The following is a 14,939-nucleotide window of genomic DNA, read 5'->3' as shown; positions in this document are numbered from 1 at the left end:
TTGGGACATAAGTACGCACTCCGGGTCAGGCGGGGATTCTAACCCTTAAAAAGATCGATCCGACAGCCAGTCAAGCGCAATCCATGTGGGAGCGGGTTCCGCACCTTACTGACTGCCCTCATCCGCGTTTCATCGACCACCAAACCCGCCACTCCCTCAACACGCTATACTCCCGCTCTTTTTTCCGGAGCGACGTCATGTCCCTGCCTAGCCTGCGCCTCAAAGCCAATGCCGACCGACGCCTGCGCAACGGTCACCTGTGGGTCTACAGCAACGAAATCGATGTAGCCGCTACGCCTTTGCACGGTTTCAAGGCGGGCGATCAGGCGATCCTCGAAGCCGCCGGCGGCAAGCCACTGGGCATCGTTGCCATGAGCCCGAACAATCTGATCTGCGCCCGCCTGCTGTCGCGCGACATCAAGTTGCCGCTGGACAAGTCGCTGCTGGTGCATCGCCTGAACGTCGCCCTGTCGCTGCGCGATCGCCTGTTCGACAAGCCGTTCTATCGCCTGGTCTATGGCGACTCCGACCTGCTGCCAGGCCTGGTGGTCGACCGTTTCGGCGACATCCTGGTGGTCCAGATCGCTTCGGCGACCATGGAAGCCCATAAAGATGACGTGATCGCGGCGCTGACCCAAGTGCTCAAGCCAAGCGGCATCCTGTTCAAGAACGACTCCGCTGCCCGTGACGCCGAAGGCCTCAATCGTTACGTCGAAACCGTGTTCGGCCTGGTGCCGGAGTGGGTGGCGCTGGAAGAGAACGGCGTGAAGTTCGAAGCGCCGGTCATCCAGGGCCAGAAAACCGGCTGGTTCTATGACCACCGCATGAACCGCGCGCGTCTGGCACCTTATGCCAAAGGCAAACGCGTACTGGACTTGTACAGCTACATTGGCGGCTGGGGCGTGCAAGCGGCCGCCTTCGGCGCCAGTGAAGTGTTCTGCGTCGATGCTTCAGCCTTCGCCCTCGACGGCGTCGAGCGCAACGCCGCACTGAACGGCTTCGCCGAAAAAATGACCTGCATTGAAGGTGACGTGTTCGAAGCCCTCAAAGAGCTGAAAGCCAGCGAAGAGCGTTTCGACGTCATCGTGGCCGACCCTCCTGCCTTCATCAAACGCAAGAAAGACATGAAAAACGGTGAAGGCGCCTACCGTCGCCTGAACGAACAAGCCATGCGCCTGCTCAGCAAGGACGGCATCCTGGTCAGCGCGTCGTGCTCGATGCACCTGCCGGAAGACGATCTGCAGAACATCCTGCTGACCAGCGCCCGTCACCTGGACCGCAACATCCAGATGCTGGAGCGCGGCGGACAAGGCCCGGATCATCCGGTTCACCCAGCCATTGCCGAAACCCGCTACATCAAAAGCATCACCTGCCGTCTGCTGCCCAACAGCTGAGTACGCCGGTTTGACGGGGAGCCTACAGGCTCTCCGTCAGCCACTCTCACGCCGCGACATCTCCTCTCCCGCCCCATCGTCTTACTCTTGCAGTCCTACAGACTTGCAGGACGTTTCCCTGCATCTTTTATTTAAAAGAATACAACTTACAAAACTGTTCCAAGCCCAAGATCGCTCCGACAAAATTACTGGAATATTCCTACTTAATCTCCCCTTGATAAGAACCCATTAAAGCCTATGATTGAGTTGTCACCTCGACGTGACACTCACTATCAAATGACAAGGAGTCAACAACATGAAAGCAATTACTCTGGAAGCTAACAAAATCGCCAACCTGGCTTTTCTGGTTGCACCAAAAGCCCGCTAAGTAAATGAGACGCTGGGGAGTGCCGGCTACCCAGCGTTTTCTATGGCACCCGTCCAGAGCGAACCGCCCACCATGCAGATAAACCCATATCTATTCATACTTCCTCGCACGCCCGGCCAAATAGTCTGGGATTACAAAAACCACAAACAATTTGAACTAAGCCTTGAATACTCAAGCAGACTTACGCAACTTATCAACAACCCTGAACTGTATAACGACAGCAACATAGTTGACACTCAACTCCTGAACGCAGGAATACTGACAACATCAATAAAAGGTACTGTTGAATGGGGTTGGGATGAACTGTCGAAAATATTCCATATCGGTACCAAAAACATCCCCTGCGAACATGTCCCTCAGGATATTCATGAATGGTCGAGACACTACCTGGACCATTGCACCGAAGTGCTGGCCGCGCCTGCTCCGAGCAACCGGCCCACAGAACGCCAGGCGCGGGAGCTGATTGACCTGCCAAAACCCTCCTGCCTGCCGGAAGGGTCTCTTGCCAACGTCCTGATCGGCCGAAAAACCTGCCGCACCTTTACGGATGCAGCGGTTTCACTGGAAGCTATCGGCACGCTGCTTTACCTGTCCCTTGGCTACTTGCATGAGCGCGAAAACGATGTTGACGAAACCCTTGTCGAGGGTCTCGATGCCCGGCGCAGCAGCCCATCCGGCGGCGGGCTGAATGCCTGCGAAGGCTTTCTTCATGTACACAACGTCAGCGGCCTGAAACCCGGGCTCTACGCCTACCATCCCACCGACCACGCCTTGAGTTTCGTCAACCCGACACCTGACTCACCACTGGGGCAGTTGCTGTGCGGGCAGCACTTCATCAACAACCTGCCCGTGGGCCTGTTCATCACCAGTCGGTTCGACAAGCTGTGGTGGAAATATGAACACTCGCGAGCCTACCGAATGGCCTTCGTGGAAGCAGGGCATATTTCTCAAACATTCCAACTGGTAGCCACTGCGCTGGGGCTGAACACCTGGCTGACGGGGGCGCTGGCCGATGATCAGGTCGAGGTCTTGCTGGGGATCGAGGACAGTGCAGAACAACCGTTGTTTTTTGTCGGCTGTGGCTACAGCGACGGGCAAATGATGTGTAAGGAGTTGAAAGATCTTCTGAGCCGTCGGGAGCCGCAACAATGACCACGCCCATCATTGCCCCGTTGGACCACCCCGTGTCCTGGGCTCATCGTTACACCCTGGGCGACTGGAATACCCGCGCGTCGGTGCGCACCAGCGAACACGACTATCTATTACCGCCAGACCTGGAACAGCAACTGGAAACGCGCCACTGGTTTCCTCCGGGCTTCCTGGCTTACCTGACTCACCCCGCTATCAAAGCGGCAGGTCAAACCGTCATCCATCGGCTGTCGGCCAATCATCTGGTGTACTTCCTCGACTACACCACCTTGCTTGAGCACCGCATCGTCAACCGTTCCGTGGAAACCATCATCCATGATGAACTGAATGTCCACATTCCCGCACGGATGAAGACCGCCGCACTTCAGCTTTATACCGACGAGGGATATCACGCCCTGTTCTCCAATAGCCTTGCCGAACAGGTTGCCATGTTCTACGGGATCAGCCGGCGTCCGGTCATGCCCCACCGCATCATGCGATTGAATGCCCTGCTTGATGGCGCCCCTGAAAGATACAGGGCGCTGGCCTGGTTTCTCGTCGGGTTCGTGTCGGAGACGATCATTGCCAAGGAACTGCTCGATGCCTGCCGTAACGACCTGGTTTCCAGCGTCCAGGCAATGCTCAGGGATCATCTGGCGGACGAGGCGCGCCATAGTCGCTATTTCTCTGAAGTGTTCCATTACCTGTGGCTGACGCTGAACAGCCCTCAACGCACGTTTGTCGCCAAAGCGCTGCCGGACATCATCCGGATGTTCTTCGAGGCCGATGAGCGATGGATGCGGGAAAGCCTGCACAGCGCGGCGCTTGGCGACACTACCGTCACGGAAATTCTCAGCGGACTGACCAGCCCCCAAGCCACCCATCAACGGGCGCGATCCGGTGCTGGCGCAACGCTTCAGGCGTTGAAAAAAGCGGGCTTCTTCGACCTGTCCTCCAACCAGCAACTGTTCATAAAGGCAGGGCTTATCGATGGCTGAAGGACAATCCGCGGCAACCGTCAAACAACGTCGGGGGGCGGTCAGCCTGTTGTTGGCCATGGTGCTGCTTGGCGTGTTCCCGCTGGATGTCCTGCTGCCCTCGTTCCCGGCGCTCGCCGAACACTTTCGCAGCACCCCCGCCGATATTGCGCTGTCGATCAGCCTGTTTGCCGTCGGCATAGCAGTCTCTCAACTGCTGATCGGGCCGCTGTCGGATGTGATCGGGCGCAAAGGACTGTTGCTCGCTGGAATAACCATCTCGATGCTGGGTGCGGTGGGCTGCACACTGACCTCGGACTATGTTCACTTCCTGCTGTTCCGTGTGATTCAGGCACTCGGCTGCGGGTGTTTCGTGCTGTCACAAGCATTGATCCAGGACCTGTTCGAGGGCGAGGAGCGTGACCGGTTGCGGATCCTGATGGTGACTGCCACCGGTGTTTTCATCTCAATCTCACCGTTGGCTGGCACGTTCCTGCAAGCCACGCTGGGCTGGCAAAGCAGTTTCTGGGCGTTTACCGCACTGGCTGGAATAGTGTTGCTCAAAGCCTGTTTTTTTCTCGAAAACACTCGGCCCACGGCAACCGGAGCGCGACCAAATATCTTCCAGCCCTACCGCCGGGTCTTGTGCGATTTCGACTTTCTGTCCTACTGGCTGATTTCAGCCTTTGCATTCGCCTGCCATTTTTCCTTCATCGTGATTTCGCCGCTGATTTTCATGGATCAACTCCAGCTATCGGCCTATGACTTCTCGCTGATCCTGCTGGTGTATGGCGGCGCCTACATTGTCGGCGGCACGGTTGCGACGCTGCTGGGTAAACGTATCAGTCCCGGTCATCAAGTCATTAGCGGGCTGAGCCTGATCCTGCTGTCCGGCCTGATCATGCTTTACCTCTCAAGTCACTTTACGCTGTCCCCGATCACCGTCCTGATACCGATGCTCATCTGTACCGCCGGAACCACCATCGCCCGACCGGCCGCCACGTCCAAAGCCATGAGCCTGTTCCCCGAAAATGCGGGAACCTCGGCGTCGGCCGGCAGCACGGTGATTTTCATCTGCGGCGGGTTGATCAGTGCGCTCATCAGCCTGAGCCCGGCCAACCTGCAATCCACGCTGGGATACAGCTTCATCATTTTGAGCAGCGTGGCGCTGGCGCTCAACAGTCGTATCCATAGCCGAGCCAAAAGCCCGAGAGCCAGCCCAAGCGTCGAATAATCCTGCCAGTCGTCATCCCACGCGCACCGTCAGCACTGGATCAGCACTTTCCGGCATTCCCTCCTGACGCCAGCGGTGTAGAATCGCGAGATTCATCGCCAGTCATCCCCCGGCGGGTTTATGAGCTCAAGCTGAAGCGCGCGGCGATCCCGCAAAGTTATCGGCAACTTCCGGACACACGGCCATTTCTGAGTGTTCCAGACGTCAATAGAAGCTCACTTCCCTTTTGATACCTGATTAGCCGCCCGGAGTGCTCCATGCCTGATTACCGCTCGAAAACATCCACCCACGGCCGCAACATGGCCGGTGCTCGCGCACTGTGGCGCGCCACGGGGATGAAAGATGACGACTTCAAGAAGCCGATCATCGCCATTGCCAACTCCTTTACCCAGTTCGTACCGGGCCATGTGCACCTCAAGGACCTGGGTCAACTGGTCGCTCGCGAAATCGAACGGGCCGGCGGCGTAGCCAAAGAATTCAACACCATCGCCGTGGATGACGGTATCGCCATGGGCCACGACGGCATGCTCTATTCGCTGCCGAGCCGCGAGATCATCGCCGACTCCGTCGAATACATGGTCAACGCTCACTGCGCCGACGCCATCGTCTGCATCTCCAACTGCGACAAGATCACCCCTGGCATGCTGATGGCCGCCTTGCGCCTGAACATCCCGGTGATCTTCGTGTCTGGCGGCCCGATGGAAGCCGGCAAGACCAAACTGGCCAGCCACGGCCTCGACCTGGTCGACGCCATGGTGATTGCCGCCGACTCCAGCGCCTCTGACGAGAAGGTCGCCGAGTACGAGCGTAGCGCCTGCCCTACTTGCGGCTCCTGCTCCGGCATGTTCACCGCCAACTCGATGAACTGCCTGACCGAAGCCCTCGGCCTCGCGTTGCCGGGCAACGGTTCGACCCTGGCTACCCACAGCGACCGCGAACAGCTGTTCCTGCAAGCCGGCCGCACCATCGTCGAGCTGTGCAAGCGTTATTACGGCGAGAACGACGAGTCGGTGTTGCCGCGCAACATCGCCAACTTCAAAGCGTTCGAAAACGCCATGACCCTGGACATCGCCATGGGCGGTTCCACCAACACCATCCTCCACTTGCTGGCCGCGGCTCAGGAAGCCGAGATCGATTTCGACCTGCGCGACATCGACCGCCTCTCCCGCCATGTACCACAACTGTGCAAGGTCGCGCCGAACATCCAGAAGTACCACATGGAAGACGTGCACCGTGCCGGCGGGATCTTCAGCATCCTCGGCTCCCTGGCCCGTGGCGGCCTGTTGCACACCGACCTGCCGACCGTACACAGCAAGACCATGGCCGAAGGTATCGCCAAGTGGGACATCACCCAGACCAATGACGAAGCGGTGCATCACTTCTTCAAGGCTGGCCCCGCGGGCATCCCGACGCAAACCGCGTTCAGCCAGTCGACCCGTTGGGAAACCCTGGATGACGACCGTGAAAACGGCTGCATCCGCAGTGTCGAACACGCTTACTCGAAAGAAGGTGGCCTGGCCGTTCTGTACGGCAACATCGCGCTGGACGGTTGCGTGGTGAAAACCGCGGGTGTCGACGAGTCGATCCATGTCTTCGAAGGCAACGCGAAGATCTTCGAAAGCCAGGACAGCGCCGTACGCGGCATCCTTGCCGACGAAGTGAAGGCCGGCGATATCGTGATCATTCGTTACGAAGGCCCGAAAGGCGGCCCGGGCATGCAGGAAATGCTCTACCCGACCTCTTACCTGAAATCCAAAGGCCTGGGCAAAGCCTGCGCCCTGCTCACCGACGGCCGTTTCTCCGGCGGTACTTCGGGCTTGTCCATCGGCCACGCTTCGCCAGAAGCCGCTGCCGGCGGCGCGATCGGTCTGGTGCAGGATGGCGACAAGGTCCTGATCGACATTCCGAACCGCTCGATCAACCTGTTGATCAGCGACGAAGAACTGGCCGCGCGCCGGGTCGAGCAGGACAAGAAAGGCTGGAAGCCGGTGGAAAAGCGTCCACGTAAAGTGACCACCGCCCTGAAAGCCTATGCCCTGTTGGCCACCAGCGCCGACAAAGGTGCCGTGCGTAACAAAGCGATGCTCGACGGGCTGTAATACTTAACCGTCGAACAAAAAATACCCCGCCAAGTGCGGGGTATTTTTTATCGGCTAATGATCAGCCCACCCCTTCACTTCCCCATCAGCTGAACTTGCAGATAACGGTAAAGTTCGCCCGCGCTTCTTCTATAGCCTTCACCATTCAGGTGAATAAGATCGTCTTGAGCCAAATGCTCTGACTGCCAACGCTCAATTGAACAGGCTCCGCCCATGTACGCTTGCCAGTCCCAGAACAAGGCTGCGGCCTTTAATGCCGCTTGCCTCTGAATTTGAATGATCTGAGCCAGGTTTTCAGGCTGGCGCCCAGCACACGAATTGGCGGACCGTTGCTTTATCGAGTCTGCTGGTCCGATTAACAAGAGCACAACATCAGGCAGGATACGCCGTAACAGAGCGAGCTTTTCATTCAGGCCAGCCTTATAGAGCGCCAAGTCCAGACCGTCATCAAATGCTTCGTTACCCCCATACGCGAGCACCAGCAAATCAGGGTGCAACGCTTGCAAGTTTCTTTGCCACCCGTCTTGCCACTTATCGAGAATCGCCAGTGTCGCCCCATTAACACCCAGCGCGGAGTAAGTCACCCCACTATCTACCAGCGACTCGATGTCCCACCCCCCAAGCTCCACTGCCTGATTGCGGGTGATCGTCAGGTCCACCGGCAGACTCATAGGATTGCTCTCTGGGCCGAAACGCCACTGTCCAGATGTTGCCAACAGCTCGACGCTGAAAGAGCTTTCCGCATCTCTGACCAACAGGCGACTATTGGAAAGCGCCCGATACAGCGCAGAAATTCGATATTTCCGCTCATTTGATTCTCGTAAATCAATATGCACCTGGGCGCCCGGAGTCATCGGCAGTGACAGATAGCCACCCAATGGAAACTCGCCACTGTACTGGTTGCGACTGGAGATCAGGCTCCATTGGCCACTGATTGTCGAGAGTACAACTTGATTGTAACGGGTGCCCGACACAGGCACCGCCGCGATGAAGCCAATACCGCCTTCGCCGTATTGCTCCTGAAACAATCGACGCATCTCACCGGTAAACAGGTCAGCCGCCGTATGGGAGTCGCCCAATTGCACGATATTGACCGACGTGCTGTGCGATGCCTTGAGCTTACGCACCAGCTTAATCAAATTCAGGGCCGGGGCCACTTGAGGCTCTTCCGGTGAAGTGAGCTCATCACTTTGCTGTGTTAATTCGGTTGACCCATTTGCAGGCAGGCAACCGTATCCGATCAGTACGGCAAACATCCACGCAGTGAAGAGACCTTGTGATCGCCGCATACACCCGCTCCTCGGGTGGTTGACTCAGCAAACTGCGAAGTGCCTTCTCACCCTGTGATTAACCTCTGAATATAGGCCTCGGGCAGACACAGCACGTCGTTATTCTTGAACAAAAAATGCCCCGCCAAGTGCGGGGCATTTTTTTGATCGTTCCCACGCTCCCGCGTGGGGATGCCTCAAGGGACGCTCCGCGTCCAGTGACGCGGAGCGTCACGGGCTGCATTCCCACGCAGAGCGTGGGAACGATCATCGTAGCGCTTACTGGATTTCTTCAGGCTTGACGATCACCCAGTTCTTGTCCGCCGTCACCGCCAACCCTTCTTTGGCCTGGGCCGCTGCGTGCTTGGCCATCATGCCGTTAATCTGGGTCATGTACTTGTCTTTGCGGTTGACCCACAAATGGATCCCGCCCTTGGACACGTCGACGCTGTGGAACAGCATGTAACCGTCGCTGCTCGGCGTATCACCACCCACCAGGACCGGTTTTTTCCACTCATCGATGTAGGTCAGGATCGCCGCCTGCTTGCCGGCCATCCAGGTTGCCGGAGTCCACAGGTACGGGGTCAACTCGAGGCCAAGGTTGGCCTTCTCGTCATACTTGCCGGCAGTGATCTGCTTACGCGCCGTGGTCAGTTCACCAGTCTTGCGGTCCTTGAGCATCGTGGTCACGCCGATCACGTTCTGCGGTTTGACGTTGTAGCCGTACTTCGGATCGGCAGCGACCATGCGCACCAATTCTTCGGAGGCCGCGGTCATCACGTAGACCTCAATGCCATTTTCCATCAGCTTGTTGTAGAGCTCGGCCTGGCCGGTGAAGACTTTCGGCGGCTGGACGTCGATGGTCTTGACCACATCGCCGTCGTAATAGGTGCTCGGCACCGGTTTGCCAGACGCCATCAGCTCATCGACGTAGCCCTTGAGCTCTTGAAGCGTGAAGCCGGAAAACACTTGGGCGACCCATGGATAGCAGACCATGTCGTCGATTTCACAGAGACGATAGTAGTAGCTGAACAGGCTTTCCTTGTGGTCGGCAGTGTCTTTGAACGGGATCAGTTTCAGCGAGGGGTCGAGGCTCTCGCGGGTGATCAGGCCCTTGTTTTCCATGAACGGCAGCAATGACTCTTCGAGGTCGTAGCGGTAACTGGTGTTGTCCATGTCGAACACCGCGAAGTTACCCTTGTTGGCATTGGCCGCGATCATCGCGTCCAGCGCCTTGGCCTGATCCGCTGGCCAGTGCTTCAGGTCAGTAGCGAACGCCTGGCCGGCAAGGCCAAGACTCAAACCCAATCCAAGTGCAGCAGCAAGAAATTTCGGTGCAAGCTTCATCGGCGTTTCTCCCCGGTTCAAAGAGATCGACGCTAACAAATAAGTGTGACAGTCCTCGTCTGCCCGCGACCGCTTACATCCTGATTCCGCCAGAGGCATTCCCCACAGCGTCAACCGCTTATTCCAAAAACGACAGGCAACCGATGTTTTTGATATTAATTCATTACATATCAAGCTGTTAGGCTTGCCGGTTCGCAGCTGCGCCGGAATGCGGCTGACACGTTTATTGGAGCCTCTATGAATCTGCCGCTGATCCTCAATCTGCTGGTGTTCCTCGCCTTGCTCTTTGGCTTGGCGCAAACCCGTCATACCACCTGGAGCCTGGCCAAAAAGGTTCTGCTGGCGCTGCTACTGGGCGTGGTATTCGGTGTTGCTCTGCACACGATTTACGGTGCGGGTAACCCGGTCCTGAAAGCCTCGATCGGCTGGTTCGACCTAGTGGGCAACGGTTATGTGCAGTTGCTGCAAATGATCGTGATCCCATTGGTGTTCGCCTCGATCCTCAGTGCCGTGGCGCGCCTGCACAACGCTTCGTCGCTGGGTAAGATCAGCTTCCTGACCATCGGCACGCTGCTGTTCACCACCGCCATCGCGGCGCTGATCGGCATCGGCTTGACCAACCTGTTCGGCCTCACCGCCGAAGGCCTGGTCGCCGGCACCCAGGAAATGGCTCGCCTGCAAACCATTCAGACCGATTACGCGGGCAAGGTCGCTGACCTGAATGTGCCGCAGCTGTTGCTGTCGTTCATCCCGCAGAATCCGTTCGCCGACCTCGCTCGCGCCAAGCCGACTTCGATTATTAGCGTGGTGATTTTTGCTGCATTTCTTGGGGTTGCGGCGCTGCAACTGCTCAAGGATGACGTCGAGAAAGGTCAGAAAATGATCAACGCCATCGACACCCTGCAAGCCTGGGTGACGCGTTTGGTTCGCCTGGTGATGAAGCTGACGCCATACGGCGTATTGGCGCTGATGACCAAAGTGGTCGCCGGCTCCAACCTGCAAGACATCATCAAGCTCGGCAGTTTCGTGGTGGTGTCCTACATCGGCCTGGGCCTGATGTTTGTCATCCATGGCTTGCTGGTATCGGCCACCGGGATCAACCCGCTACGGTTTTTCCGCAAGATCTGGCCGGTGCTGACGTTTGCCTTCACCAGCCGCTCCAGCGCCGCCACCATTCCGCTGAGCATCGAAGCCCAGACCAGTCGTTTGGGTATTCCACAATCCATCGCCAGTTTCGCCGCCTCGTTCGGTGCGACCATTGGCCAGAACGGCTGTGCCGGTCTGTACCCGGCAATGTTGGCGGTGATGGTCGCGCCGACCGTGGGCATCAACCCGCTGGACCCTCTGTGGATCACGACGTTGGTGGCGATTGTGACGTTGAGTTCGGCGGGTGTGGCCGGGGTTGGTGGCGGTGCAACCTTCGCCGCGTTGATCGTGTTACCGGCCATGGGCTTGCCGGTGTCACTGGTGGCGTTGCTGATCTCGGTTGAACCGCTGATCGACATGGGCCGCACGGCGTTGAACGTCAGCGGTTCGATCACTGCTGGGGCGATCACCAGCCAGCTCATGCAGCAGACGGATAAAGCGTTGCTGGAGGCGGACGAGCATGGGGCGTTGGCTCAGGCTTAAGACTTTCATCGTCTGAGCGGGTCTCTTCGCGGGCAAGCCTCGCTCCCACAGGTTTTTTGGTGTTTACACAATTTGTGTTCCACCCTGATCACTGTGGGAGCGGGCTTGCCCGCAATGCTTTTATGCTTTTTCCCACACCTCAAAGCTATAGGCCGGCTTGTCGCCTTCTGCCGGATTCGGAACATTCGACACCAGCTTCCACTGGTTCAAATCAAACTCCGGAAACCACGCATCCCCTTCCGGGCTCAGCGCCACGCGGGTCAGGTACAACCGATCCGCTTGTGCCAGACCTTGCGCATACAACTGCGCACCACCAATCAACATCAACTCATCGACACCCTGCTCCAGCGCCCACTTCTCGGCGCGAACCACGGCCGCCTCCAGCGACGGATATACCTCCGCGCCTTCCAGCTGCAGACCCGCCTGGCGACTGACCACGATGTTCAACCGGCCCGGCAGCGGACGACCGAGGGAATCCCAGGTCTTGCGACCCATGATGATCGGCTTGCCGAGGGTGGTGGCCTTGAAGTATTTGAAGTCCCCCGGCAAGTGCCAGGGCATGCTGTTGTCGACGCCGATCACACGGTTTTCACCGAGGGCTGCGATCAGGCTGAGGGGGAGTGATTTAGTCATGCCGGCGAGGATACCAGAGCCTCCCTTACCCCGATAAGCGTCACAGCGGTTATGCTCATCGCTCAATGAAACGACAGGATGCCGCGTGACTGAGCTGACGCCCCTGCAAAACCTCTGGCTGAGCGAAACCATACGCCTGCGTGAAGAACACGCCGGGCCACTGGATGATCTGCAAGCCAACCGAATCGCCCGTAGCGCCGGCGGCGACCTGCCGACGCGCATTCAATGCCGCGCCCGGTGGCTGGCCGAGCGCGACGGGCAGACCCGCGCCCTTAAACACTGGCTGCAAGGCGCGCGACTGGCGCTGATCGTGCTCGCCGTGCTGGCGGTGATCAGTGGCGCCGGCCTGGCGTTTGCCGCGCTGGGCGACGGCCAGACCCCGGTCAATGTGTTCTGGGCGTTGGGCAGCCTGCTGGGGCTAAACCTGATTCTGCTATTGAGCTGGGCCCTGGGCCTGGTGTTCGCCGGCGAACAGGGCGCCGCCCTCGGACGCTTGTGGTTGTGGCTCAGTGAAAAACTCGCCCGCGATGCCAACGCCGCGCAACTGGCGCCGGCCCTGCTGCTGTTGCTGCAACGGCAGAAACTCAATCGCTGGGCGCTGGGTATGCTGGTCAACGGCTTGTGGTCGCTGGCGATGCTCAGTGCCTTAGTGATGGTGCTGACGTTGATGGCGACCCGGCGCTACGGTTTCGTCTGGGAAACCACGATTCTCGGCGGCGACACCTTCGTCGCCATGACCCAAGCCCTCGGCGCCCTGCCGTCCCTGCTTGGTTTCAGTGTGCCCAGCGTAGAGATGATCCGCGCCAGCGGCAATGCTGCGCTGAACATCGAAAGCGCCCGCCAGGCCTGGGCGGCGTGGCTGGTGGGCGTGTTGCTGGTGTACGGCGTGCTACCGCGCCTGCTGCTCGCATTGTTCTGCCGGTGGCGCTGGAAAACCGGGCAAGCAGCCTTGCATCTGGACTTGAACCTGCCTGGCTACGCCCAACTACGCGAACGCCTGATGCCCACCAGCGAACGCTTGGGCATCAGCGATGCCGCGCCAGAGCAACTTCATCGGGTTGAAAACGCCGCCAGCGATCTGCAAAGCGATGGCGCACTGTTGGTGGCCATCGAGCTGGACGATCAACGCCCCTGGCCACCGCATCTGCCGAAAAACGTCAACAACGCCGGCATCCTCGACAGCCGCGAGTCCCGGCACAAACTGCTCGAACAACTGAGTCGTTTTCCCCCGGCCCGTCTGGCCATCGCCTGCGATCCACGGCGTTCGCCGGACCGTGGCAGCCTGGCGCTGATTGCCGAACTGGCTCGCAGCGCCACCGCCACCCGCGTGTGGTTGCTGCAAGCGCCGCCCGGCGAAGCGCTGGACGCCGAACGCCTGGGCGACTGGCATGTTGCGCTCCAACAACTGGACCTGCCATTCGCCGATTGCGCGCCGTTGAACTGGCTGGAGACGGGTCATGACTGATGCCTGGAAACAGCCGTTGAAGCTCGCCGTGGTCGGCCACACCAACGTCGGAAAAACCTCGTTGCTGCGAACGCTGACGCGGGATGTCGGCTTCGGCGAAGTCTCCCATCGCCCCAGCACCACGCGCCACGTCGAGGGCGCGCGCTTGTCGGTAGAGGGCGCGCGCTTGTCGGTAGAGGGCGAGCCGTTGCTCGATCTGTTCGATACGCCGGGCCTGGAAGATGCCATCGCCCTGCTCGACTACCTCGAGCGCCTGGAGCGGCCCGGCGAACGCCTCGACGGCCCGGCGCGGCTGGCACGCTTCCTTGAGGGCAGCGAAGCCCGACAACGCTTCGAACAAGAAGCCAAGGTGTTACGGCAACTGCTTGCCTCGGACGCCGGCCTCTATGTGATCGACGCCCGGGAGCCGGTGCTGGCCAAGTACCGCGACGAACTGGAAGTGCTGGCCAGTTGTGGCAAACCGCTGCTGCCGGTGCTGAATTTTGTCAGCAGCGCCCATCATCGCGAACCGGATTGGCGTCAAGCCTTGGCGCGATTGGGCTTGCATGCCTTGGTGCGGTTCGACAGCGTCGCGCCACCGGAAGATGGCGAACGCCGACTGTACGAAAGCCTCGCGCTGCTGCTGGAAAACTCCCGTGAACAACTGGAACGCCTGATCGCCGATCAGCAGGCCCAACGCCTGGCCCGGCAGCAGAGCGCAACGCGGTTGATTGCCGATTTATTGATCGATTGCGCCGCCTGCCGCCGCAGTGTGGTCAGCGAGGCGAAGCAGGAACAGCAAGCGATCAGCGAATTGCGCAAAGCGGTGCGTCAACGCGAACAACGCTGCGTCGAGGCCCTGCTCAAGCTCTACGCCTTCCGCCCACAGGATGCGGCGGCCAGTGACCTGCCGCTGCTCGATGGTCGCTGGGGCGATGACCTGTTCAACCCGGAAACCCTGAAACAGCTCGGTGTGCGGGTCGGCGGTGGTATCGCCGCTGGCGCAGCGGCCGGGGCCGGTGTCGATCTGCTGGTCGGTGGCCTGACCCTCGGCGCCGCGGCGCTGGCCGGAGCGATTGCCGGCGGCGCCCTGCAAACCGCCCGCAGTTACGGCAGTCGCCTGCTGGGCAAGATCAAAGGCCAGCGAGAACTGACCGTCGACGACAGCGTGTTGCGGCTGTTGGCCCTGCGTCAGCGACAACTGCTGCAAGCCCTGAATCAGCGTGGGCACGCGGCGATGGACAGCATTCAGGTCGCCACACCGCAGGACAAAACCTGGCGCGAAGGCAAACTGCCGGAAGCGCTGAACAAGGCGCGGGCGCATCCGCAGTGGTCGTCGCTCAATCCTCATTCGAAGGTGAATCAGGCAGAGCGGCAGGAGCAGGTTGAGCTGTTGGCGCAGCAGCTTTAGCCAATGAT

General features: G+C 59.3%; 11 protein-coding genes. 8 read left to right on the top strand and 3 right to left on the bottom strand.

Annotated elements, in window-relative coordinates; genetic code table 11:
- The first annotated feature begins 197 nt into the window (after positions 1-197).
- The 5 genes from J3D54_RS10065 to ilvD all read left to right on the top strand — a co-directional run bounded on the left by J3D54_RS10065 (position 198) and on the right by ilvD (position 7,199).
- Positions 198-1,394, top strand: coding sequence for a class I SAM-dependent rRNA methyltransferase (locus J3D54_RS10065; RefSeq protein ID WP_017341306.1), 1,197 nt, complete (start codon positions 198-200; stop codon positions 1,392-1,394).
- Between the two features lie 439 nt (positions 1,395-1,833).
- Positions 1,834-2,913 (top strand): SagB family peptide dehydrogenase, encoded by a 1,080-nt coding sequence (locus tag J3D54_RS10060; protein ID WP_253426571.1) that lies wholly within the window; start codon positions 1,834-1,836, stop codon positions 2,911-2,913.
- The gene (locus tag J3D54_RS10055) at positions 2,910-3,887 is read left to right on the top strand and encodes a diiron oxygenase (RefSeq protein WP_253417774.1); all 978 of its coding nucleotides are present in this window, start codon (positions 2,910-2,912) and stop codon (positions 3,885-3,887) included. Before J3D54_RS10060 ends, J3D54_RS10055 begins: the two co-directional genes overlap by 4 nt.
- Entirely contained in the window at positions 3,880-5,100 is a 1,221-nt protein-coding gene (locus J3D54_RS10050; protein ID WP_253417772.1) for an MFS transporter, read from the top strand. The genes J3D54_RS10055 and J3D54_RS10050 overlap by 8 nt, the downstream gene beginning before the upstream one ends.
- A 257-nt stretch (positions 5,101-5,357) precedes the next feature.
- Complete coding sequence (gene ilvD / locus J3D54_RS10045) at positions 5,358-7,199, top strand: dihydroxy-acid dehydratase (protein WP_007939309.1); 1,842 nt, start codon at positions 5,358-5,360, stop codon at positions 7,197-7,199.
- Positions 7,200-7,273: 74 nt separating this feature from the next.
- On the opposite strand, the gene J3D54_RS10040 is transcribed toward ilvD, so the two are convergent.
- Together J3D54_RS10040 and J3D54_RS10035 are read right to left on the bottom strand one after the other, a co-directional pair.
- Positions 7,274-8,488 (bottom strand): SGNH/GDSL hydrolase family protein, encoded by a 1,215-nt coding sequence (locus J3D54_RS10040; RefSeq protein WP_253417770.1) that lies wholly within the window; start codon positions 8,486-8,488, stop codon positions 7,274-7,276.
- A gap of 258 nt (positions 8,489-8,746) precedes the next feature.
- Positions 8,747-9,814 (bottom strand): hypothetical protein, encoded by a 1,068-nt coding sequence (locus J3D54_RS10035; RefSeq protein WP_018928673.1) that lies wholly within the window; start codon positions 9,812-9,814, stop codon positions 8,747-8,749.
- A gap of 237 nt (positions 9,815-10,051) precedes the next feature.
- Here J3D54_RS10035 and J3D54_RS10030 point away from each other — a divergent pair, with 237 nt between their 5' ends.
- Positions 10,052-11,443 carry an L-cystine transporter gene (locus tag J3D54_RS10030; protein WP_253417768.1) on the top strand — a complete coding sequence of 464 codons (1,392 nt, stop codon included), beginning with the start codon at positions 10,052-10,054 and terminating at the stop codon, positions 11,441-11,443.
- 120 nt (positions 11,444-11,563) lie between these two features.
- Here J3D54_RS10030 and J3D54_RS10025 read toward each other — a convergent pair whose 3' ends face one another.
- The gene (locus J3D54_RS10025; RefSeq protein ID WP_253417766.1) at positions 11,564-12,076 is read right to left on the bottom strand and encodes a dihydrofolate reductase; all 513 of its coding nucleotides are present in this window, start codon (positions 12,074-12,076) and stop codon (positions 11,564-11,566) included.
- 85 nt (positions 12,077-12,161) lie between these two features.
- On the opposite strand from J3D54_RS10025, the gene J3D54_RS10020 reads away from it, so the two are divergent.
- Both J3D54_RS10020 and J3D54_RS10015 read left to right on the top strand, forming a co-directional pair.
- The gene (locus J3D54_RS10020; RefSeq protein ID WP_253417764.1) at positions 12,162-13,541 is read left to right on the top strand and encodes a DUF2868 domain-containing protein; all 1,380 of its coding nucleotides are present in this window, start codon (positions 12,162-12,164) and stop codon (positions 13,539-13,541) included.
- Complete coding sequence (locus J3D54_RS10015; RefSeq protein WP_253417762.1) at positions 13,534-14,931, top strand: GTPase/DUF3482 domain-containing protein; 1,398 nt, start codon at positions 13,534-13,536, stop codon at positions 14,929-14,931. The genes J3D54_RS10020 and J3D54_RS10015 overlap by 8 nt, the downstream gene beginning before the upstream one ends.
- Positions 14,932-14,939: the final 8 nt, after the last annotated feature.

The sequence above is a fragment of the Pseudomonas sp. GGS8 genome, assembly GCF_024168645.1.
Taxonomy (GTDB): domain Bacteria; phylum Pseudomonadota; class Gammaproteobacteria; order Pseudomonadales; family Pseudomonadaceae; genus Aquipseudomonas.
The sequence above is the reverse complement of the archived record's forward strand: the minus strand, read 5'-3'. Positions and strand labels throughout refer to the sequence as shown.

Coding starts and splice junctions, on each gene's coding strand:
- J3D54_RS10065 (WP_017341306.1), top strand. CDS start 198: ATGTCCCTGCCTAGCCTGCGCCTCAAAGCCAATGCCGACCGACGCCTG.
- J3D54_RS10060 (WP_253426571.1), top strand. CDS start 1,834: ATGCAGATAAACCCATATCTATTCATACTTCCTCGCACGCCCGGCCAA.
- J3D54_RS10055 (WP_253417774.1), top strand. CDS start 2,910: ATGACCACGCCCATCATTGCCCCGTTGGACCACCCCGTGTCCTGGGCT.
- J3D54_RS10050 (WP_253417772.1), top strand. CDS start 3,880: ATGGCTGAAGGACAATCCGCGGCAACCGTCAAACAACGTCGGGGGGCG.
- ilvD (WP_007939309.1), top strand. CDS start 5,358: ATGCCTGATTACCGCTCGAAAACATCCACCCACGGCCGCAACATGGCC.
- J3D54_RS10040 (WP_253417770.1), bottom strand. CDS start 8,488: ATGCGGCGATCACAAGGTCTCTTCACTGCGTGGATGTTTGCCGTACTG.
- J3D54_RS10035 (WP_018928673.1), bottom strand. CDS start 9,814: ATGAAGCTTGCACCGAAATTTCTTGCTGCTGCACTTGGATTGGGTTTG.
- J3D54_RS10030 (WP_253417768.1), top strand. CDS start 10,052: ATGAATCTGCCGCTGATCCTCAATCTGCTGGTGTTCCTCGCCTTGCTC.
- J3D54_RS10025 (WP_253417766.1), bottom strand. CDS start 12,076: ATGACTAAATCACTCCCCCTCAGCCTGATCGCAGCCCTCGGTGAAAAC.
- J3D54_RS10015 (WP_253417762.1), top strand. CDS start 13,534: ATGACTGATGCCTGGAAACAGCCGTTGAAGCTCGCCGTGGTCGGCCAC.